The sequence below is a fragment of the Kribbella sp. NPDC050124 genome, from assembly GCF_044460355.1.
GTDB lineage: Bacteria > Actinomycetota > Actinomycetes > Propionibacteriales > Kribbellaceae > Kribbella.
The window spans coordinates 1-24,758 of record NZ_JBITJU010000003.1; the positions used below are offsets into that span (position 1 = coordinate 1).

The window sequence follows — 24,758 nt, forward strand, 5'->3', positions numbered from 1 at the left end:
GCCGCATCACCCTCGACCCCTGGCGCATCGGCGCCATCACACAAGCCGCACTCGTCCTACTTCAACTACAAAGACCAGCCCGGTGAGAAAACCTCGCTATACCGCTCATCACGCGGAGCGGACGAGCCTGGGTGGGGAACGGCCCCTGGGCGTTCGCGGGATCCTTTACCTGTAAAGCTTTCGCTCATCACCGGTAAGCGGTGATCACTTTGCCGACCATCCGCGTCGGCGTTACATCAGAGGAGGGCGGCGGCTACGAGGTGCTTTTCGACCTGGGCGATTTCGTCCGTGTCGAGCGGGATCTGGGGTGGGGCCATCACGCCGTGCTCGATCACGCCGCGCAGTTGCAGTGCTGCCTTGAAGGCTCCTAGGGCGGAGGAACTCATGCCCATCCGGGCCGGGTCGCCGACTCCGATCAGTTCGAAGAGACGCACCAGCCGTTCCTGCTCGGTGCGCGCGTCCTCCCACTCACCGGCGGCCGCGTGATCGAAGAGCTTGACGTAGCCGTGGGGGTCGACGTTGCCGAGCCCTGGGACCACTCCGTCGGCTCCCATCCACAGCGCGTTGTCGACGGTCAGTTCGGAACCGGTGAGCACGCTGAAGTCGGTGATGTCGCCCCGGTCGCGCGCCCGAAGGATGACGTTGCGCAGACCGCCCTCGTCACCGCTGGAATCCTTCAGACCCGCCAGTACGCCGTCGGCCGCGAGCTGCAGCACCAGGTCGGCACCAAGCTTGGAGTGCACCGATACGGGCAGGTCGTACGCGAACACCGGGAGCCCACCGGCCGCCGCGACCATCCGGAAGTGTCGGTCGATCTCGGCCGGATGGGTGCGGGTGTAGAAGGGCGCGGTGACGACGATTCCGTCCACACCGGCCGCAACGGCCGTCCGGACGTGGTCGATCACCCGCAGGGTCGCCATGTCGATGACGCCTGCCAGCACCGGCAACCGGCCCGCCACGTGGCCCACGACGGTGTCGAGCACGACCTGGCGGTGCCCGTCCGGCAGGTACGCCACCTCGGAGGTGGAGCCGAGGACGAACAGTCCGCTCACACCGCCGTCGATCAGGTGGTCGACCAGCCGGACCAGGGAGGCGGTGTCCACCTGGTGATCCGGCGTGAACGGCGTACAGACAGGTGGGATGACGCCGGTCAGGCGGGCAGGCAAGGTCATGAACGCTCCAATGCTTGGGTGATCAGGTCACCGGTGGAGTCTCGCGTGGCCACGGGGTGGTAGCAGCGGAACAGATGCGCTGGGTCGGCGGCATCGGACTCGAACTCGGGCATCGAACCGGCGCAGTCGTCGTCGGCCTTCCAGCAGCGGGTCCGGAACGGGCAGCCGGTCGGCGGCCGGGTGGCCGACGGCACCGGCCCGGCCAGCGGGATCGGCTCGATCGGCGAGATCAGGCCGGGGGTCGCCGAGAACAGCGCGCGGGTGTACGGATGCCGCGCCTGACCGGCGATGCCGGCGGCCGGTGCCTGCTCGACGATCCGGCCGAGGTACATGGTGACCACCCGGTCACTCATCCGGCGTACGGTCTGGATGTCGTGCGAGACGAACACCATGGCCAGGCCGAGGCGTTCCTTGAGGTCCAGCAGCAAGTTGAGGATCTGCGCCCGGACGGAGACGTCGAGCGCGCTGGTCGGCTCGTCGGCGACCAGGAGCGACGGTTCGAGTGCGAGCGCGCGGGCGATCGCGACGCGCTGCCGCTGGCCGCCGGACAACTGGCCGGGCAGGGCATCGGCGACGCTCCGGGGCAGACCCACCAACGCCATCAGCTCCCGGACGCGTTCGTTGCGCTGGGCAATGGTTCCGCGACGGTGCACGTCGAGCGGGTCCCGCAGTACGCGATGAACGGGCAGCCGGCGGTTCAGGGCGGTCGACGGGTCCTGGAAGATCATCCCGGTCCCGGTGCCGATGGCCTCGCGGCGTTCGGCCGGTTTCATCGACCAGATGTCCCGGCCCCGGAACGCCGCCGTGCCCTCGGTCGGTTGCTGGACGCCGACCAGGACCTTGGCCAACGTGGACTTCCCGCAGCCGGACTCGCCGACCACGCCGACGGTCTCACCGGCGGCGACGGTCAGATCAGCCCCGGTCAGCGCGTACACCCGGTCCCTGCTGAAGAGACCACCGGACCGGGCCCGGTGTACGACGTGCACGTCCGAAAGCTCGAGCACCGTCTCTGTCATCGCACCGCTTCCTTCTCCAGGGGCTCGAGGACAAGTGCCGGATGATGGCAAGCGACCAGGTGCTGCGAAGCTCGGCCGGTCAGCTCGGGTGCTGTGCTGCGGCACAGGTCGGTGACCATCGGGCACCGGTCGGCGAACCGGCAGCCTGCGGGGAAGTCGGCCGGCGAGGGTACGACGCCGCGGATCTGGGTCAGCCGGGCCGCGCCGGACTCCAGCGACAGGACCGAACCGAGCAGGCCACGGGCGTAGTGGTGCGCGGGCTCGCCGACCAGGTCTGCCGTGACACCGGCCTCGACGATCTGGCCGCCGTACATCACCACGACCCGGTCGGTGACGTCGGCAACCAGCGCCAGGTCGTGTGATACCAGGATGAGGGCGAAGCCGAGTTCGGCGCGCAGCCGCAGCAGCAGTTGGATCACCTGTGCCTGCACGGTGACGTCGAGTGCCGTGGTCGGCTCGTCGGCGACGATCAACTTCGGCTCCCGGGACAGTGCCATCGCGATCAGCACACGCTGACGCTGGCCACCGGACAGTTCGTGCGGATAGCTGGTCAGCGTCCGCTCGGGATCCAGCCCGACCAGTTCGAGCAGCTCTGTCGGCGTATGCCGTCCGCCGCGGCGAACGACCTGCTTCAACTGCGCCTTGATCGTCATCGCCGGGTTCAGCGAGGACAGAGCGTCCTGGTAGATCATCGCCATGTCGTGTCCGAGCAGCCGTCGCCGTTCGGAACGCCGCATGTTCAGCAGGTCCTTGCCGTCGAAGCGGATCCGGCCGCGGATCCGGGCGCCGCGCGGCTCCAGCCCCATCACGGTGAGTGCAGTCAGCGACTTGCCGCAACCGGACTCGCCGACCAGGCCGAGCACCTCGCCGGGCCGTACGTCGAAGCTGATCCCGTCGACGACGTCGACCCCGTCGTGCCGGCCTTCGAAGCCGATCGCCAACTGCTGCACGGACAGCACGGGTTCACCGTCCGGCAAGGGGCGCGCTCGTTCCCGCAGCCGCATCGCCGCCAGGTCCAGACCGGGAAGCTCGACCAGTTCACCGGAGCCCGGGCGTGCGGTCTCCAGCAGGTCCTTGTCCTGCTTCTTGCTCTCCGCCCGGCGTCCGCCCGGCGCCGCCCAGGCGTCGGAGACGGCCTCGGACAGGATGTTCAGCGACAGCACGGTGATCAGGATCAGCAGTCCCGGGAACACCGTCGCCCACCAGCCGCCCAGCAGCACCATGTTCTTGCCGTCGGCAATCACCGAGCCCCAGGACGGTTCCGGCGGCCGGACTCCGGCGCCGATGAAGGACAGCGACGCCTCGAAGACGATGGCATCGGCAACCATCACCGTGCAGAACACCAGCACCGGAGCGGCGCAGTTGATCGCGACATGCCGGAGCAGGATGTGCGGACTGCGGGCGCCGATGATCTTCTCCGCGACCACGTAGTCCTCGCCGTACTGCGCGAGCACGTTGGCGCGGACCACCCGTGCCACGGGTGGCGTGTAGAGGAAGGCGATCGCGATCACGAGCACCGGGATGGATCCACCGAACACCGCGACCAGCACGGCGGCGAGTGCGATCCCCGGGAACGCCATCACGACGTCGAGGCACCGCATCACCGTCTCGTCGACCCCCTTGCGGGAGGTCGCCGCGACAGCGCCGATGATCGCGCCCGCGGTCAGTGCGAGCGCGGTCGCGCCAAGGCCGATCATCAGCGACCAGCGGGCGCCGTACACGAGCCGGGTGAAGATGTCCCGGTTCGCGCTGTCCAGCCCGAACCAGTGCGCCCCCGATGGCCCGCCGCCGGCGTCCTCCTGCGTCAGGATGTCGTACGGCGTCAGCAGCGGAGCCAGGATCGCGGCCAGGATCACCACCGCGAGGACCGCGACCGCGATCCAGGCCGCCGGCGACAGCCGCTTGAAGTTGATCCCGGGCCGGGAGAGCCGCTGGGCCAGTCGTGCACGCATCAGGCGGCGCTCCTCAATCGCGGGTTGACCAGCAGGTACAGCACATCGACGACCAGGTTGACCACTACGAAGCCGATCGCGATCGTCAGTACGACGCCCTGCACGACAGCCGGATCACCGTCGCGGACGGCGTTGATCATCAGCGTGCCCATGCCCGGCAGGGTGAAGATCTGCTCGATCACGACAGCTCCGCCGAGCAGGTATCCGATTCGCAGACCGAGCACGGTGAGCGGGTTGATCAGTGCGTTCCGCAGTACGTTGCGTCCGACCACCACGACCGGCGGCAGACCGCTGCCGATGGCGGTCCGGACGTAGTCCTTGTCGAGTTCCTCGACGACCGACGTACGAATGATCCGGGTCAGCTGAGCGGCCACCGGCAACGACAGCGCCAGCGCCGGCAGCGCCATCGTCCGCAGCCACGGGACGGTCCCGTCGGCCGGATTCACGTACCCGCTCGGCGGAAACCAGCCGCGGTCGACGGCGAGGTACTGGATCATCAGGAGCGCCAGCCAGAACGAAGGCGCGGCCACACCGATCAGCGAGACCAGCCGGATCACCTGGTCCGGCCAGCGGTCCCTGAAGATCGCGGCGGTGACACCGAGGACCAAGGCCAGCACCAGTGCGATCAGCAACCCCAGCAGGGTGAGCTGGAACGTCAGCGGCATGGCGGTGGTGACCGACTGCAGTACGGGCGCCTTGGTCAGCACACTGGTGCCGAGGTCGCCGTGCAGCAGGTCACCGACGAAGTGCACATAGCGCAGCGGCAGCGGGTCCAGCAGGCCGTTCTCCTGCCGGAACTGGTGCAACTGCTCCTCGGTCGGGTTGGCGCCCTGGAAGTACGCGACCGCGGGATCGTTGTTGGAGAATCGCATCACCAGGAAGACGAACGCGATGATGCCGAGCAGCAACGGAACCAGCAGCAACAGCCGGCGAACCAGCATTCTGATGATGACGGCCACAATCGGTGACCTCAGGCCCGCTTGGCCTGCAGCAGGTTGATCCCCGGATAGGGCTGCGCCTTGATCCCGCCCAGCTTCTTGGCGTCCCAGGCCGTCATCAGCTCGGTGTGGACGACGGGATACAGCACCGCCTGCTCGGCGACCAGGTCGAGGTACTCGTGGGTCAGTTCGAGCCTGGTGTCCGCGTCGGTGGCCCGGACCGCCTCGTCCATCTTCGCGAAGATCATCTTGGCGCCGGCGCTGTTCTCCCAGCGCGTGTACTTCATCCACGACCCGCCCTGGGTGTAGTTGTAGCGCAGGATCAGGTCGGCGTCGGCGCCGAACTGGTTCGGGTTCGACGCCGCCGCGACCACCTGGTAGTCGGCGTTCTGGTCCATCTTGGTGAACACCGCGGCGGTGTCCTGCGGCTCCAGCGTCGTCTTCACGCCGATCGCGTTCCACGACGCGGCGATGGTCGGCAGGCAGTCGACGATCCAGCTCACGTTCACCGCGAGCAGATTGATCGACAGGTTCGTCACGCCGGCCTCGGCCAGCAGCGCCTTGGCCTTCGCCGGGTCGTAGCTGTAGACCGTCTTCGCCTTGGCATAGGCGGGGTTCGCCTCGTTCAGGAACGACGTACTCGCCGTGCCGCGGCCCTTGAGCGCGACCTCGATCATCTTCTGGGTGTCGATCGCGGTGAACAGCGCCTGCCGGACCCGCACGTCGTCGAACGGCTTGTTCGCGGTGTTGAACATCAGGAACAGATGGTTCATCCCCTTGCCGCCCTCGACCGTGAGGCCCGAGCTCTTCAGCTGCTCGATGTTGGCGTACGGGATGTTGTCGGAAATCTGCGCCTCGGCACTACCTCCGGAGATCTTCGCGACCCGGGCGGAGGAATCGACGATGCTCAGCCAGTTCATCTTCTTGAACGCCGCCGGGCGGGGGCCGTTGTAGTCGGCGAAAGCCTCGAACGTGGTGTTCGACTTCGGCTGGTGCGAGACCTGCTTGTACGGGCCGGACCCGACCGCCTTGCCGTTCTTGGCCTGGTCCCAGGCACCCGCCTGGGAGAAGACGTGCTTGGGCATGATCTTCGCGATCGTCAGCCGCGGCGCGCCGTCGGGGAACGGGAAGTTCAGCACCAACTCGACGGACTTCTCGTCGACCTTCTTGACCTCCTTCAACCAGCTGGCGAAGAAGTTGTAGGTGAGCACCTTCAGCTTCGGGTCGAGGATCCGCTGGAAGGTGAAGACGACGTCATCGGCGGTCACCGGCTGGCCGTCGTGCCATTTCGCCCCGTCCCGCAGGGTGAACTTCCAGGACGTGGCGTTCAGGTCGGACGGCACTTCCTTGCCGAGCGCGGCGTACGGCTGCCGGGTGATCGGGTCGGTGTCGAGCAGGCCCTCGTAAATGTGCTGCATCGCCGCCATCGTGAAGGCGGAGGCACTCATGGTCGGATCCCAGCTCTGATTGTTCCCGTAGCCGATCACCGCGGTGACCAGGCCGGTGTCCGCGCCGGCGCCGACGGCTCCGGTCGAGGCCGGACCGCTGCTGCAGGCCGACAATCCACCAGTGATCGTCGCGGCTGCGCCCAGCACTCCGGAGTACTTCAGGAACGAGCGGCGGTCGAACCCGGTTTGGTTCACGATGCCTCCAGCGGCAGGGGGTGTAATAGAGCTTCACAGGAGGTAGGTTGTGGGACATCCTACGTCCTATGAGTGCCGACCTTAGGAGTCTGTCTCCGGTCGGTCAAGACCGGAGGCGATGCCGATGGCTCCACCCCGCGGGACCCAGCACGTGCAGGACCAGATCAAGAACCCGATCCCGCGGCTCGACCTGTCCGCCGGTGAAACGAGGCCGACCGCGGCCGAGCTCGCCGATGTCCGGAGCCGGCTGACCTCGGACGTAGGATGTGGGACCATACCGGAGCGGAAGACTGGGAGTGCGTCGTGGCAGTGACGCGGCCGAAACGCAGCGACGAACTCGCCAACGCGATCGCCGACCTGATCATCGAGCGCAACCTGGAACCCGGCGCCCCGCTGCCGGCCGAGAACGTGCTGATGGCCGAGTTCCAGGTCAGCCGCAACTCGGTCCGCGAGTCGCTCAAAGCCCTGCAGGCACTCGGGATCGTCGAGATCCGGCACGGCTACGGCATGTTCGTCGGCTCGGCCAACTCGGCAGCGCTGCACCCGTGGTTGCTGTTCCGCACCCGGTCGTCCGGCAGCAGCACCGAGCGGCTCAGTGAGCTGCTCGAGGTCCGGGAGATCCTGGAGACCGAGCTCACCCGCCGGGTCGCCGGCACCGACAGCGGCGAACTGCGGCAGAAGCTGTCCGGCTGTGTCGAACGGATGCGTGCCGACGGTCAGGACGCGGCCACCGCGGACCGCGAGTTCCACGAGCACATCTGCGACGCCGCCGGGGTCCCGCTGGCCCGGGAGCTGGTCGGTCTGTTCTGGGACGTCTATCGGGCCGTCGAGACCGATCTGGAGACGTTGATCTCCTCACCGGCCGAGACCGCAGCGCGGCATCAGGCGGTGGTCGACGCGATCGGCTCCGGCGACGCCGAACAGGCCGAGAACGCCGTACACGCGCACTTCGGCGAGGTCCGCGACCGCCTCGGCACCGGCCCCTACCGAAGCCCGCGGCGCCCAACTGCAACCAGTCTCGCCGACCAGGCCCACTAGACACCATGGCGCCGGTAGCGGTTGGTGGCTATGTGAGGAAGGCTTTCCAGTGTCCTTCGGAGATGATCTCGATGGTGCCGTCGGTCACTTTGATGGCGGTCTGGTCGTCGATGGCGTAGGCCGGAGCTGCGATGTCGGCGGCCCATCTTTCCGCGTCGGCCATGGTGTTGCCTGGCATGAGTTCGTGGTCCAGGTGCGGGTAGATCGAGAAGTCGACGACTCCGAGCGTGCGGTCGTCCGGCGCGGAAGGCCAGTTGACGAAGTCGGCGCCGATGCGCGGTGTCATCACCATGCTGCCGGCGCTGAGGCCTACCCAGACCGTCTCGGGTAGCGACGAGATGACGTCCGACAGCCCTGACTGCCGCATCCAGTGGTACAGGTACGTCGCGTCGCCGCCGTCCACCAGGAACACGTCCGCTTCTCGGACCCACGGCACCCATCGGTCCTGGCCGATGCTGGGCAGCGCGGTGAGTTCGAGGACGCCCACGGATGCCCAGCCCAGGCTGGTCATGAGCCGTGGCGGCTCGCCGGTGACGAAGCCCCGCACCGAGGCGGGCCCGAGCATCGGGTGGCCCCACTGTGCCGTGGGGATGCAGAGCGCACGGGACTCGGAGATCGGTTTACCCAGCAGATCGAGCAGCGCATCGCGGATGCTCTCGTTCGTGACGCCTCCGGAGGTGAGAAGGAGCTTCACACCGCCTCCCGAGTTGAGTGCGACGGATTCGTGTGACCTAGGCACCGCGGACGCGTCATCGCCTGACTCCCTTGCCCTGTGGCGCCCTCGACTGGGGCACCATTCACCTGTTCAACGAACACTACGTTCCGGATCCGACAACTGGAGTCGAGCTCATCTGGACGATGCCGCCGGCAGTTGTGGCGTCCAGGCGGCGGGCTAGGCGGTGGAGGTTGGTGGTGGTCAAGGGTGATTCCAGGGTGGCGGTGTGGCGAAAGGTTCTTGGGGGTGTGCCGTAAGTGGCTCGGAATCTGCGGGAGAAGTGGAGGGGGTCGGAGAAGCCGCAGGCGTGGGCTATTTGGGTGATGGTCAGGTTGCTGCGGGACAGCAACGACTCGGCGCGGGCCAGTCGGACCAGTTCCAGGGCGGTGATCATGCCGGTGCCGAACTGCTTCCCGAAGAGGCGGGCAAGATGTGCGCGCGACGTGCCGGCTGCGGCGGCCAGCTCGGCGAGCGTAAAGGGTCTCAGCTGGTCCGCCCACTGCGTGCGGACGTGATCCAGGGCGGCCGCCAGGGCCGGCGGTTCGGCCGGGCCGTCGTCAGCGGGCAGTGGGCCATCGATGAACAGGCGCATGATCAGGGCCAGCACGTCCGCCGCGCGGCACGCCCATGTCGGGTCTGGCTCGTCTGCCAGCCACAGCAGGTACTGCAGTAGGCCGGCCAGCGGTCCTGGCTCCGCAACCGGCCGAACGAGCGGCGGCAGAACCGGTGCCGGGTCGATGTCGAAGTGGACGTAGCCGTGCCGGGTCGGCCGCCGTTCGTCCCAGCGGTACTCGTCGCGCATGCCCGGGCGGGTCAGCAGCAACATGCCCGGGACGAGCTCCAGCTCCCGCCGGCCGCCGGCCTTGTCGGTGTGCCACACCCACGTCACGCTGCCGGACAGCAACCACATCAGCTCGTACGACGGGACCACCCGAGGGCCATAGGTCGAGCCGGGCGGATAGTCGGCGACCGCAGGCCGGAAGTCGCCGAGTGACACGATGGAGGAGGTCACGATCCGCCATGTTTTCGCATCTGCCAGCCATAGGCAACGGGTGCCGGCGGTGGCAGGTTCGACGCATGACCGGCACGACGAGTCAGATCGCCACCGACATCCGTGACCGTTATCAGGACGACGGCTACGTCATCCTCGACCGAGCCCTCTCCCCCACAGAGGTCGACGAGCTGCGCGCGGAAGCACTGCGCGCCTGCCGCGGTGAGCTCGGCGCCATCGGGGGCCACGAGCTGCCGCCACCCGGCGAGGCCGACGACGAGACCATTCGCCGGTACCTCTGCATCCACTTCCCACACAAGATCTCGGCCCTGTTCCGGGCGACACTTGCCCACCCGGCGATCACCGACGTACTGACCCAGCTCATCGGGCCGAACGTCAAGGCGATGCAGTCCATGCTGTTCACCAAGGGCGAGGGCAAACCGGGACAGGCCTGGCACCAGGACGAGTTCTTCATCCCGACCAGGGACCGGTCGCTGACCGCCGCGTGGATCGCCCTGGACGACGCGACGGTCGAGAACGGCTGCCTCTGGGCGCTGCCCGGCTCGCACCGCAGGGGCGTCCTGTACCCCGACCGGGAGCACGACGACGAGCGCTTCGACTGCACCAACGAGGCGTACGACTTCCCGTACCGCGAAGAGGACGCGGTCGCGCTGGAGGTCCCCGCCGGATCGGTCGTCGTGTTCAACGGCTACCTGCTGCACCGGTCGCTGCCCAACACCGGCGGACACGGCCTGCGGCGGGCCCTGGCCAACCACTACATGAGCGCGGAATCACTGTTGCCGTGGCAGGAAAAGCCGGAGGGGATCCACAGCGGCGCATGGGACTACCGCGACGTGGTACAGGTCGCCGGCCAGGATCCCTACGCGTACAAGGGGACCAGCGACATCGCCGTACCGCACATCCGGCGCGACCGGGACGGAGGCTGCGCCAAGTGAACCACCACTCAGCACCGAGCGCCCGGTCTGCGGCGTTCAAGATGGACACGGCGACCGAGTTCGACTATCCCGGCGATCTGTACCGGTTCGACAAGCCGGCCACCTTCGTGGAATCGATCGATGCGGTCGGCGAAGCCGAGATCGAGAGGTTCGCGGTGGAGGGCTACCTTGCCGTGCGCAACGTCCTGGAACCGGGCGAGATCACCGATGTCTTGGCTGCCCTGTCGCACGTGCTGACCAGACCGGGACAGGCGCAGATCGAGTACGAGTCATGGGCGGCGGCGCTCGTGGACACCGCGACCGGAACCGAGCGCATGGACCTCGTTCGGAAGTTCATGTGGTTCGTCAACGAGGACTCTCGGCTGCGCACACTGGCGACCAACGAGCGAATCCTGCGAGTTGTTCGTCAGTTGACCGGCAGTCAGGACCTCACGATGTTCCAGGACATGGCGTTGCTGAAGCCGCCCGGCGGCGGGCGGGAGAAGCCGTGGCATCAGGACAATGCCTTCTTCGCCTACGAGCCCGGGACGCCGATCATCGGGGTGTGGATCGCCCTGGATCCTGCGACCCCAGAGAACGGCTGCATGCATGTGATCCCAGGCAGCCACGCCGAAGGGCCCGTGGTGCACTTCAAGCGTCGCGACTGGCAGTTGTGCGACGACGAGGTCGAGGTATCCCGCGACACCGTCGTTCCGCTCGCGCCGGGTGGGGCGCTCTTCTTTCACGGATTGCTGCACCACGGAACTCCGGCCAACCGCACCGACACCCGCCGGCGCGCGGTCCAGCTGCACTACCAGCCGACCAGAACACCGGGCATCCCGCAAGAACGCCGACTCGAGATCTTCGGCAGCGAAGGCAAAGACGTCACCTGCTGATCGGGGTTGGTGCCGGACGGACCGGAGTGGGTGGTGTGCCGATCGGAGCGGGGAGCGCATGCTGTCCACATGACGGCACGCAGGTGGTCTCTGCCACTACTGCTGTCTGCTCTGCTGGCGGCGATTTTCTGCTGCGTACCCGATCGGGCGGCGGCCGCGGGCCCGCAGGACGATGGCGCCGCCAAGGTGCTGGCCGAGCGCTACTCCCCCGTCGTCAGATTGCAGCAAGATGCGTCCAACTGCGAGGACGGCGAGCAGTTCCAGCCGACCGACGTGGAGGCCGTCCTGGGCGACCAGCAGGTTGCGCTCCGCGGACCCTGGCGACCTCCTGACCTGATCAAGCCCGAACCCGAGGGCTCCGATCTTCGCCGTGGGCTCCCTGGTCACTTCCTGGACTTCCCCGGCGATCCGCTGCGGCCCGGCTGCGACTACGCCGAGTGGTCGGCGCGCATCAACGCCTCGCAGCCGGCCACCGTCTACGCGCACGTCGCCGCGGACCCCGGCTTTCCGGGGCAGCTCTCCCTGGAGTACTGGTTCTTCTACGTCTTCAACGACTACAACAACACCCACGAAGGCGACTGGGAGTCGATCCGGCTCGTCTTCGAGGCGGCGACACCGGCGGCTGCGCTGACCACCGAGCCGATCGCCGTGGGCTTCAGCCAGCACGGCGGCGGCGAGCGGGCGCGGTGGGGAGACGACAAGCTCGAGATCGTCGACGGAACACATCCGGTCGTCTATCCGGCGGCGGGTTCGCACGCCAACAAGTTCGGCCGGCGGCTGTACCTCGGTCGCGGCTCGGAGGGACTGGGGTGCGACGACACGACGAGACCGGGTGCAGACCTGAGACCACGGGTCGCCTATGTGCCGATGGCCCGCGCCGACTACCTGCAGCAGTATCCATGGCTGGCTTTCGAGGGACGCTGGGGCGAACGGCAACGATCCTTCTTCGACGGACCGACCGGGCCGAACATGAAACCCTCCTGGACCGCCCCCGTCCAGGACGCCGAGGAGACCTGGCGGGACGACAGCACCACGGTGCCGGGCGGCACGGTGCTGGGCCCGAGTGGCACCGACGCATTCTGTACGGCGGTCGCGACCGGATCGAATCTGGTCCGCGAGACGCTCGACCGGCCCTGGCTGCTCGTCCTGCTGCTCGCCGCCGTCGCCGGATTGATCTGGTACGCGGCGAGCCGGACGCGCTGGAGTGACGCCGAACCGCTGCCGGCCCGGCGGCCGCGGGCCTGGGGCCAGGCCGTGGTCTCCGCGCTGCGGTTGTTCCGGCTCCGACCGGGCCTGTTCACCGGCTTCGCCGCAGCCTTCGTCGTGCTCGGCTTGGTGACAGCCGTCCTGGCCAGGGTTCAGGTGGCCAGGCGCGACGCTCCGGCGGATCTCGGCGCGCCGACCGAGACGGCTACCGGCTTCTGGGCGTCCGTCGTCGCCTTGGCCGTCGCGTTCGTCACGATGGCGACGTACCTCGCCCTGCTGGCGATCGTCGCAGCAACCCTCGACCGACTGGACCGCGGCGACCAAGTGACGTCAGCCGTCCTGATGCGCCAGTTGGTGTCGGGCTGGAAGCCACTGACCCGAGCTGCTCTCCAGTACTTCGTCGTTTGCGCCGTCCTCCTGGCCTTCGTCACGACGATCCCGTTCGCGATCTACTACGCGGTCAGCCGCGCGTTCGCCGTACCGGTAGCTGTCGCCGAGCGCTGTTCCGGCGCTGCAGCGCTGAAGCGCAGCCGGACGCTGACGAAGGGCCGATGGTGGCGAACCGCTGTCCCGCTCGCGATCATCGTCGGGCTCGGCCTGGCTGTGGGACCGGTCCTAGGGATCACCTTGCTGCTCGGCACCGACCTCTCGCCGACGCTGATCAACGTGCTGTCCTCGATGCTCTTCGCCCTGGCGATGCCGGTCGCAGCCGTGGCCGTGGTGTACCTCTACTTCGACCGCGTGGCCGCGTCGCCGCCGGGCGAGGTGCACCCGGTCATGCTGGGTCCGCGGCCGCTCGACAGTAGCGCCGGCCAATGAGCTCACCGTTCGGTTTGGGTTTGGAGGGCTGTGGTCAGGGTGGTGGACCAGGTGTTGATGGTGGTGGGGGTGAAGAGGGCGGTGCTGTATTCGAGGTCGAGGGTGAAGGTGGTGTCGGTCAGGGTGAAGACGACGTAGAGCTCGGTTCGGGCCTGGTCTGGGGAGGGGAGGGAGTGGACCGGGAAGGTGCCGGTGGGGAGGTCGAGGGTCGCGGGTGGAGTGGTGATGACGGTGAACAGGACTGCTGGGTAAGGGGATTGCGCCTCGGCGGGGAGGGCGGTCCGGACGACTTCGGCCAAGGGCAGGGTCTCGTGGTCCAGGGCGGCGTACAGGGCTCTGGCTGTTTCGGCGAGGAGGTTGTCGGTGTCCAGCCTGACCCGGACCAGCACCGCTTCGCCGATGTAGCCCAGGACGCCGTCGTACTCGGACCGTCGGCGGCGGGCGCTGGACACTGGCAGGACGACCTCGTCGTGACCGCAGAGGTCCCCCAGCCAGCGGGCGAAGGCGGCGGCGATCACCAGGTACGGCGTGGTTCCGGCGGCTGCAGCCGCGGACCTGATCCGGTCGGCGAGCTCAGGCGGCAGATCCACGTGGTGGGTGGATCCGAGTCCGTCGAGGACCTCCGGGCGAGGGTGATCGATCGGCAAGGCCGGACGAAGCGAGGCGCCGGCGAGTTCGTCGCGCCAGAACGTCTCCAGCTTGGCGCGGGTGCTGCCGGTGAGGCTGGCGCGTTCCCAGCGGGCGTAGTCGGTGTACTGAGCGGAGGGCGGTGGCAGCTCGGCACCGCGGTACAGCGCCGACAGGTCCTCCCAGAACAGCCGCGCCGACCAGCCGTCGTTGATCAGGTGATGTACGGCGACCACCAGCACCCACCGGTTCGCCGACACTCGGCCGAGCCGCACGCGCCAGAGCGGTGCCTGCGTGGGCTCCAGAGCCGGTCGGGCGGTCTCGGCACACCAGGCGTGGATCTGGTCCTCGTCGTCCGGCAGATCCGTCACCGGCAGCGCAACCTCGACGGCATCCAACACCTCCTGCCGATCCTCGAACACTCTGGTCCGCAAGGCGCCATGCCGCTGCACCACGCCCTGCAACGCGTCCCGCAGTGCCTCGGGGTCGAGCGGCCCGGTCACGTCGACCCGGCTGAGGCTGTTGTAGACCGACGCGTCCCGCCGCGCCCGATGCCGGCCGAGCGCCCGCTGCTGGGCGAACGTCAGTGGTGCAACGTCGACGACAGGCCCCTCCCCCGCAACTGGTTCGGAGACCTGTCCTGCCGCGGGAACCACCGCAGCCTGCCCCAGCGCAGCAACGGCGCGTACGGTCGGAGCACGGAAGAACTCGGTCAGGGTGAGGTCGATGCCGGTGGCTTCGCGGATCCGGTTCAGCAGCCGGACCGCGAGCAGCGAATGTCCGCCGAGCTCGAAGAACGAGTCGGTCACCCCCAGCTCCATCCGTTCCAGCACGTCGCACCACACGTCGCGCACCACGCGTTCCAGCGGCGTGGCTGGAGCGACCGCCGAACGCGCCTCCGCCGGAGCCGGCAACGCGGACCGGGCGAGCTTGCCGGTGGTTGTCAGCGGCAACCGATCCAGCCGGACCCAGCGCCGCGGGACGAGGTACTGCGGCAGTCGCATCGCAAGGTACTCCGTCAGCTCGGCATGCTCGACCGAGCCGACCGTGTACCCGACCAACTCACCGTCATTCACCACCACGGCGGCATCCTCGATCGCCGGGTGATCGAGGACAGCCGCCCGGATCTCGCCGGGCTCGACCCGGATCCCGCGGAGCTGAACCTGGTCGTCGGCGCGGCCGTGGAACTCGAGCTCGCCACTGGAGCGCCACCGGCCGAGATCACCAGTCGCGTACCAGTTCGGCGCGAAGAAGGCAGTCGCCGTCTCCTCCGGCCGGTTCAGGTACCCGTCGGTGACACACACGCCCTCGACACAGATCTCGCCGATGGCACCGGGCGGCACCGGGCGACGATCCGCGTCGAGCAACCGGATCCGCACTCCCCGGATCGGCCGGCCGATCGGCGGGCGCGTGTCCCCTCGAGCAACTAGTTGCTCGGTCACCACAATCGACGTCTCGGTCGGCCCGTAGCCGTTGTAGAGAACGCAGTCCGGGTGTGCGGCGAGGAACTCGTGCTCGACCGCGGACGGCGTCGTCGCCTCCCCCGCCGAGTAGATCTCCCGCAAGGACGGCAGCTGTGGACGAGTCGCCAGCAGCGAGTGCACAGCGCTGAACGGCATCGCGATCCGCTGGATCTCGTACCGGCGGATCTGCGCAGCCAGTTCCGCCGGGTCGTACCGGCCGGCGTCCTCGATCAGCACCAGCGTCCGGCCGGTCGCGAAGGTCGTGAAGATCTCGTGCATGCTGACGTCGAAGGTCGGCGACACCCACTGCAGCGTTCGCGTGGGCTCATGGGCGGCGACGTACTCGAGGACGTGGTTGACCGGACCGCGATGCGGCACCAGCACACCCTTCGGCAAGCCGGTCGATCCCGACGTGTACATGCAGTAGGCCAGGTCATCGGCGGTCACGTTCACCTCCGGCCGGTACGGCGTACCTGGCCCGAGCAGATCCAGTCGCAGCGTCGGCCGGTCACCGAGATCGGGCATGCCCTCCCGCGTGACGAGGAGGACCGCGTCCGAATCGTCGAACAGGAACCGCAGCCGCTCCACCGGGGCCGCCGGATCCAGCGGCAGATAGCCGGCGCCAGCCTTCAGTACGCCGAGGAGTACGGCGACCTGTTCGGGCCCACGTGGTAGGCAACTCCCGACCAGCCGGCCCCGCTCGACGCCGAGTGAGATCAGCTCAGCGGCCACCCAGTTGGACCGCTGGTCGAGCTCGGCGTAGGTCAGGTCGCCGAAGTCCCCGGTGAGCGCAAGGGCGTCCGGATGCAGGTCGGCCTGCCGTTCGAACAACTCCTGCAGGCACTCGGTCGGTGCTGGGCCGGGCTCACCTTCCAGCCGGGACAGGAGTTGATCGTCCTCGGCGGTGAGCACCGCCAACTCCGCCGGCGGGACATTGTCGGCTCTGGTCGCCAGGTCGAGGGTGAGCTCGAGGTAGCGAAGCAGCCGCCTGATCGTGGATTCGTCGAACAGGTCCGTGTCGTACTCGGCCACGCATTGTACGCCTGACGGCGCGTAGGTCAGATACAGCAACAGGTCGAGCGGCGCCCGCTCGCTGGGCAGGTCGAGCAACGTGGCGGACACCGCCGGCGGCGCGAAGGCCACCTCGTCGGCGAGGTTCTCGAACTCGACCATGACGCCGAACAGCGGATTGCGCCCGGTCGACCGGTCCGGGTTGAGCTTCGCGACGATCTCCTCGAACGGCAGGTCGCGATGGTCGACCGCGTCCATCAGCGACAGGCCGAGGGATCGGGCCAGGGCGGCGAGATCGGTGTCTTCCGGCAGCCGGATCCGCAGCGGCAGGGTGTCGACGAACATCCCGACGGCTTCGGACGCGGCCTTCCCACGGCCGGAGACGCCCGTACCGATGACGAAGTCGCGCTGTCCGCTGAACCGGGACAGCACCACGCTGAGCCCGGCGAGCAAGGTGCTGAACACCGTGACGCCCGCGCGTCCCGCGAAGGCACTGAGCCGGCTGGTCAGCGCCTCGTCCATCTCCTGGGTCACCGACCGGCCCTTGCCACTCCAGGACCTCGGCCTCGGGCGGTCAGTGGGCAGCCGCAGCTCAGGTGCATCGGCGAGCTCCGCGAGCCAGAAGTCACGGTGCTCGAGACCGAGGCCGCCTGTCGGGCTGTCGTCCGGGAGAGCGTCCACAGCGGGCGGCAAGCCCGGGTCTGCGGGCCAGGACCGGTAGTACGCTCCGAGGTCGCGCGTCACGACCGGGGTCGAGGCGGAGTCGAAGACGATGTGATGTCCTACCAGCAACAGCACGTGGTGGTCGTCGGCGAGCCGGACCAGCCGGGCTCGCAGCAGCGGCGCCGTACTCAGCTCGAGCTCGCCCAGCCGGACATCACGCAGCAGCTCCTGGAAGTCATTGCCCTCGGCATCGACCAGCTCGCACTCGATCCGCACGCCGGACCGGACGAACGCGCGCGGCTCACCGTCGATCTCCCGGTACTCCGTCCGCAGTGCGGGGTGCCGGTCGACCACCCGCTGCAGGGCGCCGCGCAGCGCATCCTGGTCCAGCGGTCCGCGCAGTTCGATCGCCTTCGGCTCGTGATAGGTGTTCGCACCGGGATCGAGCTGCTCCAGGAACCAGATCCGCTTCTCCGGAGGCGTCAGCCGCCGCCCACGATCCACTGGCGCCTGCAGGTACTCCGCCCGGAGTTGGTCGACCGCGGTCAGACTCTGCATCACCTGGTCCGGCGCGAGACCGAAGTCCACGAAGCAGGCGAGCTCGTTCGCCCCGGCAGCGAGCATCGCGTCGACGATCTCGCGGCAGCTCTCCCGGGTGCCGATGAGGGCCCGGGACTCGCAATACCGTCGATAGGCCTGGCCGAGCAGGAAGTCGACGTCGTCCGGCGCCGTCTTGTCGAGATCGATCTGGAAGCCGAGGCTGTTGGTCACCTGGCCGAACAGCGACAGCGACGAGCGGAGATAGTCGCAGAACGGCTGGTACGCCTCGGCCCGGACCGTCTCCAGGTCCTCGCCGACGTAGGTGTGCAGCAGGACCACCACCCGCCCGGCGTCGGGGTCCAGCCCGTGCTCGGCGCGCGTCGAGCGGTACAGCGCGAGGTTCCTGGCGAGGTCCTCGACGGACTGCGCCATCAGGTTGGTGACGATGCCGAGGCCGTGGCGGGCCGCGAGCTTGTACGACTCGGGATTGCCGACAACCGCGGTGAACAGCGGTGGCTCGTCCTGGATCGGGCTGGGATGGAGCCGTACCTCGGTCGGCTCGCCGTTCCCGGCGGTCGCGGTGATCGTCTCACCGGCCCAGAGTTTGCGGACGGTGTCGAGCCGCTCGTACATGTCGGTGCGGTGGTTCCCGTACGCGTCCGGCGCGAGCACGAAGTCGCGGGCATGCCAGCCGCTGGCGACACAAATCCCGGCCCGGCCGCCGGACAGGTTGTCGACCACCGACCATTCCTCGGCGACGCGGATCGGGTGGTGCAGCGGAAGGACCACCGAACCTGCGTGCAGCCGGATCTGCCGGGTCCGGGTGGCGAGCGCCGCGGCCAGCACGGACGGGTTCGGGAACAGGGCGCCGAAGGAGTGGAAGTGCCGTTCGGGCAGCCAGACAGTGTGGAATCCCTGCTGGTCGGCGAACTCGGTCGCGCGCAGGATCAGGCCGTACTTGTCCGTCGCGGCGGAGTCGGGGTAGTCGCCGAAGAAGTACAGGCTGAAGTCGCACTTGGCCGACGAGGCCGGCGCCGGGTCGCGGTGCTCCCGCGGCTCATCCACCCGGACAGGACGCGAGACCGGGACCGAGACCGCGGCCGGGGCCGGGATCGGGATGGGGACCGGGACCGGGGTCGGCTCGGCCGTTTGCGACGGCGAGCTGGCAGACCGGCCGAGCAGGTCGGCGAGTTTGGCCGGGGTGTCGACGTCTTCGAACAAGCTGCGCACGGGTACGGCGACGCCGAAGGTCTCCTCCAGATCCCCGACCAGCCGCATCAGCGACAGCGAGTCCGCCCCGAGACTGAGGAACGGAACCTCCGCCGGCACATCAGCCGCCACCATGCCCAGCGACGGCGCGACGAGTTCCCGGACCCGGTCCAGCAGGTCGCCCGAAACCTGCCGTGCCGGCACCGCGGCAGGCGGCTCCTCAGCGGTTCGTCGGGTCAGCGGATGACCGGGGAGCGGGATCCGGCGACCGGTCGACAGCGGCGCCCAGTTGATGTCGGTACCCGCCCGGTACAACTCGGCCACCGCCTCGGCGAACTGTTGCCCCGATCCGCGGCGCTGGCTCGCGACCCAACTGGTGCCAGGTGACATCCGCCGGCCGAGTGGCGTGAGGACGACGTCGGGTCCGACCTCGAGGAACCGGCTCGCGCCGCGACTCTGGGCGGCGGCGACAGCGAGGTCGAAGCGAACCGGCCGGCGGGCGTGATCGACGACGTACTGGCTGCTGACGCTGGTCAGCAACGAACCGTCCAGCCCGCTGACGAACGGCAGACCGAAGGGCTGGAAGCTGATCCGGTCGGCGTACGCGCTGAGCTCGTCGAGCACCGGTTCGACCATCACAGAGTGGAACGCCCGGTCCACCGCCATCCGCCGCCAGGTGACGCCCTCCCGGTCGAGGACCTCGGCCACGCGGGCCATCGCCGGCTCCGGGCCGGACAGCACCTGCCGGTCCGGTCCGTTGCTGACAGCAACTTCCACTCCACACTCGGCGGCGATCCGCTCGGCCGTGGCCCGATCGGCGACCACCGCCACCATCGCCCCAGGTTGCAGACCGGCCCGCATCAGCTCGCCCCGCCGAGCCGTGAGTCGCGCGCCGTCTTCCAACGACAGCGCACCGGCCGCGTACAGCGCCGCGTACTCGCCGACGCTGTGCCCGACAACCAGGTCCGGTACGACGCCCAGCGACCGCCAGACCTCGGTCCAGGCCACCTGGTTGGCGAACAAGCCGACCTGAGTCAGCTCACCCGCTTCCCCGCCGATCACCCGCCCGACCTCGTCGAACACCTTCCTCGCCGGCTCGAACGTCCGGCTCAGCCAGTCGGACATCCCCAGGTACGCCGCTCCCTGTCCCGAGTACGCGAACACCAACGGGCCCTCGCTCGACGACCCACTCTGGGTCACCTGGTCCAGGGCCGCCGTCAACGCGCCGACGCCGACGCCGGCCACCGCCTGACGGAATGGGTGATGCCGTCGGCCGAGAGCCAGCGTGGTCGCGACGTCGGCCGGTGCGAGTCCGGGGTTGGCCGCAAGGTGGTCGCGCAGCGAGCCGATCAGCTCGCGCAGTGCGGACTCCGACTTTGCCGAGACCGGCAGGACCACCGGCTCGTCCGCTCGCGAACGCGGCTCCGCGGGCTCGGGTGGTTGTTCGAGAACGACATGAGCGTTGGTGCCGCCAACGCCGAGCGCACTGACCCCGGCCCGACGCGGCGCTCCCGCCCCGTTCCACTCTCGCGACTGCGTGACCAGCTCGAACGGGCTGTTCTCGATGCGCAGGTCAGGATGCGGCCGGTTCAGGTTGAGCGTCGGCACCAGACGCCCGTACTGCAGCATCAGGATTGCCTTGACCAACCCGGCCATCCCGGCACACGAGTCGAGGTGTCCCACGTTCGCCTTCACCGAACCCAGCGCACACTTCGCCGCTCGCGCATCCGCCGGGCCGAACACCCGCGACAGCGCCTCGAACTCGATCGGATCGCCTAGCGCGGTCCCGGTTCCGTGCGCCTCGACGTACGACACGGTCTCCGCGCCCACGCCGGCGCGCTGCAAGGCCCGCCGTACGACGTCCACCTGGCCGGCCACGCTCGGCGCAGTGAAACCGACCTTGCTGGTCCCGTCGTTGTTCACCGCACTGCCGAGGATCACGGCGTGGATGGTGTCGCCGTCGGCGAGCGCACGATCCAACCGCTTCAGCAGGACCGCGGCCACCCCGTTGCCGCCGACCGTGCCGTCCGCGTCGGCGTCGAACGGTCTGCAGCGCCCGGTGCGGGACAGGATCGAGCCGGGCACGTACTCGTACCCGGCGTCCTGCGGCAGCCGGATCGCCGCGGCCCCGGCGATGGCCAGGTCTGCGTCACCGGTGAGCAGTCCCTGAACAGCCAGGTGGACCGCGACGAGCGAGGTCGAGCAAGCCGTCTGTACGCCGATCGCCGGCCCGGTCAGCCCGAGCCGGTACGCGACCCGGCTGGCCAGGAAGTCCGAGGTCTCGCCGATCGTGGCTTGCATCGCGGTCGGTACGTCGCCGAGCGCGTTCGGTGCGGACGGGTTCATCCGGTCCTGATGTCCGTAGAGGTTCATCCCGGCGCCGGCGTACACACCGATCCGAACGGTGTCCGCGGCCGCGTAACCACCGTGTTCCAAGGCCTGGTGCGCGACTTCGAGGAACTGCCGGTGGGCCGCGTCGGTGAGCGTGGCCTCCTTCGGGGACAGGCCGAAGAACTCGGCGTCGAAGCCCTCTGCGTCGTCGAGCACTCCGCCCGCGAGTACCTGATCCGGCCTGGATGCGCCAGTGAAGGAGGACACGCTGTCCACTCCCCCGCACAGGTTCGCCCAGAACTCGTCGACCGACCGCGCTCCTGGGAATCGCGCCGCCATCCCGACGACGGCCACCCGCCGGTCGAGCCCTTCAACCCTCACCTCGCCACCGCCCGAGCCGACCTGAATCGCCGCACTGGTGCCAACGGCGTCCGTCAGCCAGGCGGTCAAGGCGGCGGCGGTCGGGTGCTCGAACGGGACGGTGGCCGGTACGTCGATCCCGAACCGGTCCGCCAACGCCGCCCGCAAACGCACCAGCTTGATCGAAGTCAATCCCAGTTCGTAGAACGGGACGTCCGCGCCGACGGGCCCACCGGCGAGCTCGGACAGCAGGCGACGCACCTCTTCCGCCACTTCACCAGCCGCGGGGATCCGTGCGCCACGAGCCGCGGCGTCGTACCAGCCCTGTTGGTACCGCTCGCGTAGTTCGTTGCGCCGGACCTTGCCGCTCGCGGTGCGCGGGAACTCGCCGGATGGCACCCGGACAACGTCGGTCGCCGTCAGCCGAAGCCGGCGGAACAGCTCCGCCTTCACCGCCGGCACCAGCTCGTCTCCGCCGCTGCCGTCGTCCTCGAGGAACACCACGAGGTCCTCGGTACCGGTCGCGGCATTCGGCACCCCGCACGCGCCGATGCCTCGCAGGCTGAGCCCTTCGACGCCCCCTGCAACCTCCTCGATCTCGTGACAGAAAACGGTGTTCCCGTTGACGATGACGGTGTCTCCCTCGCGGCCGGTGATCACCACCTGGCCGCCGGACACGAACGCCAAATCGCCCGTCCGCAACCACTCGCCGTCCGGCAACGCGGCCGCGGTGGCCGGCTCGTTGTTCACGTACCCGGCGGTGATCCGGTTCGACCGGACCTGCAGCCGCCCGATCCGCAGCTCGGGCAGGACCTGGTCGTCCTCGTCGACCACCCGGATCGATGCCCCCGGCGCCGGCCCGCCGACCGCGACGAACGTCGTACAGTCTGCTTCCGGTGTGTCCGGCGGCGCGATCACGAGCTGACCGGCTACTGACGACTTGAGCACTCGCAAGACGCCGCCGTCATCCGTGAGCCGCCCGATAGTGATCGCGGTCGCCGTCTCGGCCATCCCCCAGGCCGGCCGGAAGCACGTCCGGTCCAGTCCTGACGACGCGGTCGCCGCGAAGAACCGTTCCACTACCGGCAGGACGATCTGCTCACCGCCCGACACGACCGAGCGCACTGCACCGAGCTCCAGCTCGTCCCGCATCAGCTCGGCCGTCAGCTGCAGCCCGAAGGTCGGCGCCCAGATGTGGTGTGCCTGGTGCTCGGCGGCTTTCTCCAACCACAGCAGCGGATTCGCCAACACGTCACTCGTCGGAAGGTGCACGTTGGTGGACCCGGTGAACACGGGCAGGACGTGGTACAGCAGCAAGGCGCCGCTGTGGTCCACCGGCAGCCAGTTGAGCATCGTCTCGCCCGGACGGACGTCGAGCTGGCGGCGCGCACCGGCGGCGAACTCGGCAATGCCTCGATGGGTAAGGGCCGCCGCCTTGGGTGCGCCCGTACTGCCGGACGACAACATCAGTAGGGCCACGTCGCCCTGGTCCGGCTCGTGCAGTTCCTCAGCTGGCGCGTGCTCTGCCAAGTCGTTGACGATCGCTACCTGATAGCCGGTCAGCTGACCTGCATTCGCGGGATCGGTCAGCACAAGCGGCGACTCCAGCAGCTCGCAGGTGTGCCGCAGCCGGTCCATCGCAGGCGATCTGGCCGTCACCGGCTCGCTGATCACCGCGGGCCGCATCCCGCCGAGCACGCAGGCCCAGAACGCCGGGAAGAAGTCGTCCAGGGACAACCCCAGCACGACCACCGCGTCGCCGTCGGACGCTCCCCGGGCGCGAAGACCGGTCAGGATCCGCCGGGCCCGGGCAAGCAACTCCGGATATGCGAGCAGTCCGGCAGGTGTCCGCACCCCGGCGGCGGGATGCTCAGTCGCGGCACGGCGCAGCGCCCGAACCGCGTCAGCCGGATCATCCTCGGTCAGCGCCAGCCGGGGACCGTGACTGATCGATGTGTTCGCCATGGCGCCTCCTCGAGAGCAACAGAAAGACCAGTACGCCGGTCACCGCGATCCCGTGCAGCCCGCCGACCACAGGCAACACCGGCAGGACGTCGAGCAAGCCGGCCGCGATCACCATGCCGCCGGCGAAGGCCGAGTTCTCCACGCTCGCGGACAACCCGAAGACCCGGGTGCGTTCCTGCTCGGGCCCGGTCTGCAACGTGGACAGGTAGCCGATCTCGCTCACCCCGTCGGCAACCCCGGCCAGCAGGCACACCACGACCAGCCAGTACGGCGGAAGCCCGGTGAAGGCGAGCACGAAACACACCGACATCGCGCAGGTCGCAATCGCGAACGTCCTGTGGTCGACGCGCTTCACGAGCCTGCTGACCAGTTGATGAGCGCTCATGCTGCCGATCGCCCAAGCCGTCCAGAACTGGGTGCTGACGGCAGCCGGATGGTCAGGTGCCGTCAGGCTCGCGTAGATCGGTAACGCGACGTTGTGACCGGCCGAAGCGAGCGCATCGACGCCGCGGACCACGACCATGCCGGCGATCAGCGGCGGCAGGTACCGCCAGAGCGACCTGCTGCCGCGCGGGCTCGACGACACCGGGAGCTGCCCGGACTTCGGCCACATCACGAACGCCAGCGCCGACGCGGAAACGACGAACGAGCCCGCGTTCAACAGGAATGCCGCGGTGTAGCCACCGAACTCGATCACCAGCGCCGCCGTGCCGAAGCCGAGCACGCTGGCCATCGAACGCGCCGTCACCAGGCGCCCGTTCGCCCGGGTCCGGCCGTCCGGCGGCACGAGATCCGGGATCCCGCTCCGCAGCGCGACAACCAGCGTGGTGTTGCCCGCCCCGAGAACGACCGCGACCAGAAGGAGGACAACCAGGCTTGGCGCCAGCACCAGGACCACCATGGCCGTTGCCTGCATCAGGTCCAGCCCGATCAGCAACGGCCGGCGCGCCACCCGCAGCAGCAAGCGGCCGGAGACCAGCCCGGTCACGAACCCCGTCCCGAGCCGGATCGCCATGATCGCGCCGGTGGCCCAGGTGCTGCCGGTCCACTGATAGCTGAACAGGCCGAGCGCGATCAGGTTCAGGTAGTTCCCGTACGACGACACGGCGTAGCCACCCAGCAACAGCCAGAAATCGCGGGGCGGACGCGACATCGAGGGACCCTCCCTGGATCGCCGGGATGGGCGGAAACCCGACGCCAGTAGCAGCTTAGAAAGATTTTCACCGCGACAGCAGCCACACCGGAGAGTCGCCCGCGGCGACCAGCCG

The 24,758-nt window shown here is 68.8% G+C and carries 13 protein-coding genes and 1 pseudogene; 5 read left to right on the forward strand and 9 right to left on the reverse strand.

The window, feature by feature from the left end; all coding sequences use genetic code 11:
* Positions 1–86: pseudogene (locus ACIBL3_RS09780) on the forward strand (IS5/IS1182 family transposase); the annotation flags it as partial.
* 150 nt (positions 87–236) lie between these two features.
* Here ACIBL3_RS09780 and ACIBL3_RS09785 read toward each other — a convergent pair.
* Genes ACIBL3_RS09785 through ACIBL3_RS09805 form a run of 5 tightly spaced genes read right to left on the reverse strand, consistent with a single transcriptional unit; the run spans position 237 to position 6,721 of the window.
* Positions 237–1,172 (reverse strand): dihydrodipicolinate synthase family protein, encoded by a 936-nt coding sequence (locus tag ACIBL3_RS09785; protein ID WP_396352874.1) that lies wholly within the window; start codon positions 1,170–1,172, stop codon positions 237–239.
* Entirely contained in the window at positions 1,169–2,188 is a 1,020-nt protein-coding gene (locus ACIBL3_RS09790) for an oligopeptide/dipeptide ABC transporter ATP-binding protein (RefSeq protein ID WP_396352875.1), read from the reverse strand. The genes ACIBL3_RS09785 and ACIBL3_RS09790 overlap by 4 nt, the downstream gene beginning before the upstream one ends.
* Positions 2,185–4,140 carry a dipeptide/oligopeptide/nickel ABC transporter permease/ATP-binding protein gene (locus tag ACIBL3_RS09795; RefSeq protein ID WP_396352876.1) on the reverse strand — a complete coding sequence of 652 codons (1,956 nt, stop codon included), beginning with the start codon at positions 4,138–4,140 and terminating at the stop codon, positions 2,185–2,187. Before ACIBL3_RS09795 ends, ACIBL3_RS09790 begins: the two co-directional genes overlap by 4 nt.
* Positions 4,140–5,099, reverse strand: a complete 960-nt coding sequence (locus ACIBL3_RS09800; protein WP_396352877.1) for an ABC transporter permease — start codon at positions 5,097–5,099, stop codon at positions 4,140–4,142. The genes ACIBL3_RS09795 and ACIBL3_RS09800 overlap by 1 nt, the downstream gene beginning before the upstream one ends.
* 11 nt (positions 5,100–5,110) lie before the next feature.
* Positions 5,111–6,721, reverse strand: a complete 1,611-nt coding sequence (locus tag ACIBL3_RS09805) for an ABC transporter substrate-binding protein (RefSeq protein WP_396352878.1) — start codon at positions 6,719–6,721, stop codon at positions 5,111–5,113.
* Positions 6,722–7,024: 303 nt separating this feature from the next.
* On the opposite strand from ACIBL3_RS09805, the gene ACIBL3_RS09810 reads away from it, so the two are divergent.
* Positions 7,025–7,759 (forward strand): FadR/GntR family transcriptional regulator, encoded by a 735-nt coding sequence (locus ACIBL3_RS09810; protein WP_396352879.1) that lies wholly within the window; start codon positions 7,025–7,027, stop codon positions 7,757–7,759.
* 28 nt (positions 7,760–7,787) lie between these two features.
* Here the strand turns inward: ACIBL3_RS09810 and ACIBL3_RS09815 are convergent, their stop codons facing one another.
* Positions 7,788–8,453 (reverse strand): Type 1 glutamine amidotransferase-like domain-containing protein, encoded by a 666-nt coding sequence (locus ACIBL3_RS09815; RefSeq protein ID WP_396352880.1) that lies wholly within the window; start codon positions 8,451–8,453, stop codon positions 7,788–7,790.
* A 121-nt stretch (positions 8,454–8,574) separates the two neighbouring features.
* Positions 8,575–9,486 (reverse strand): AraC family transcriptional regulator, encoded by a 912-nt coding sequence (locus tag ACIBL3_RS09820; protein ID WP_396352881.1) that lies wholly within the window; start codon positions 9,484–9,486, stop codon positions 8,575–8,577.
* Positions 9,487–9,551: 65 nt separating this feature from the next.
* Between ACIBL3_RS09820 and ACIBL3_RS09825 the strand changes: the two genes are divergently transcribed.
* From ACIBL3_RS09825 to ACIBL3_RS09835, 3 genes are all read left to right on the forward strand, one after another.
* The gene (locus ACIBL3_RS09825; protein WP_396352882.1) at positions 9,552–10,421 is read left to right on the forward strand and encodes a phytanoyl-CoA dioxygenase family protein; all 870 of its coding nucleotides are present in this window, start codon (positions 9,552–9,554) and stop codon (positions 10,419–10,421) included.
* Positions 10,418–11,296, forward strand: coding sequence for a phytanoyl-CoA dioxygenase family protein (locus ACIBL3_RS09830; protein ID WP_396352883.1), 879 nt, complete (start codon positions 10,418–10,420; stop codon positions 11,294–11,296). The genes ACIBL3_RS09825 and ACIBL3_RS09830 overlap by 4 nt, the downstream gene beginning before the upstream one ends.
* 69 nt (positions 11,297–11,365) lie before the next feature.
* Entirely contained in the window at positions 11,366–13,321 is a 1,956-nt protein-coding gene (locus tag ACIBL3_RS09835) for a hypothetical protein (RefSeq protein WP_396352884.1), read from the forward strand.
* A gap of 2 nt (positions 13,322–13,323) precedes the next feature.
* Here the strand turns inward: ACIBL3_RS09835 and ACIBL3_RS09840 are convergent, their stop codons facing one another.
* Complete coding sequence (locus tag ACIBL3_RS09840; RefSeq protein ID WP_396352885.1) at positions 13,324–23,490, reverse strand: MupA/Atu3671 family FMN-dependent luciferase-like monooxygenase; 10,167 nt, start codon at positions 23,488–23,490, stop codon at positions 13,324–13,326.
* Positions 23,438–24,643, reverse strand: a complete 1,206-nt coding sequence (locus ACIBL3_RS09845; protein ID WP_396352886.1) for an MFS transporter — start codon at positions 24,641–24,643, stop codon at positions 23,438–23,440. The genes ACIBL3_RS09840 and ACIBL3_RS09845 overlap by 53 nt, the downstream gene beginning before the upstream one ends.
* Positions 24,644–24,758 lie beyond the last annotated feature (115 nt).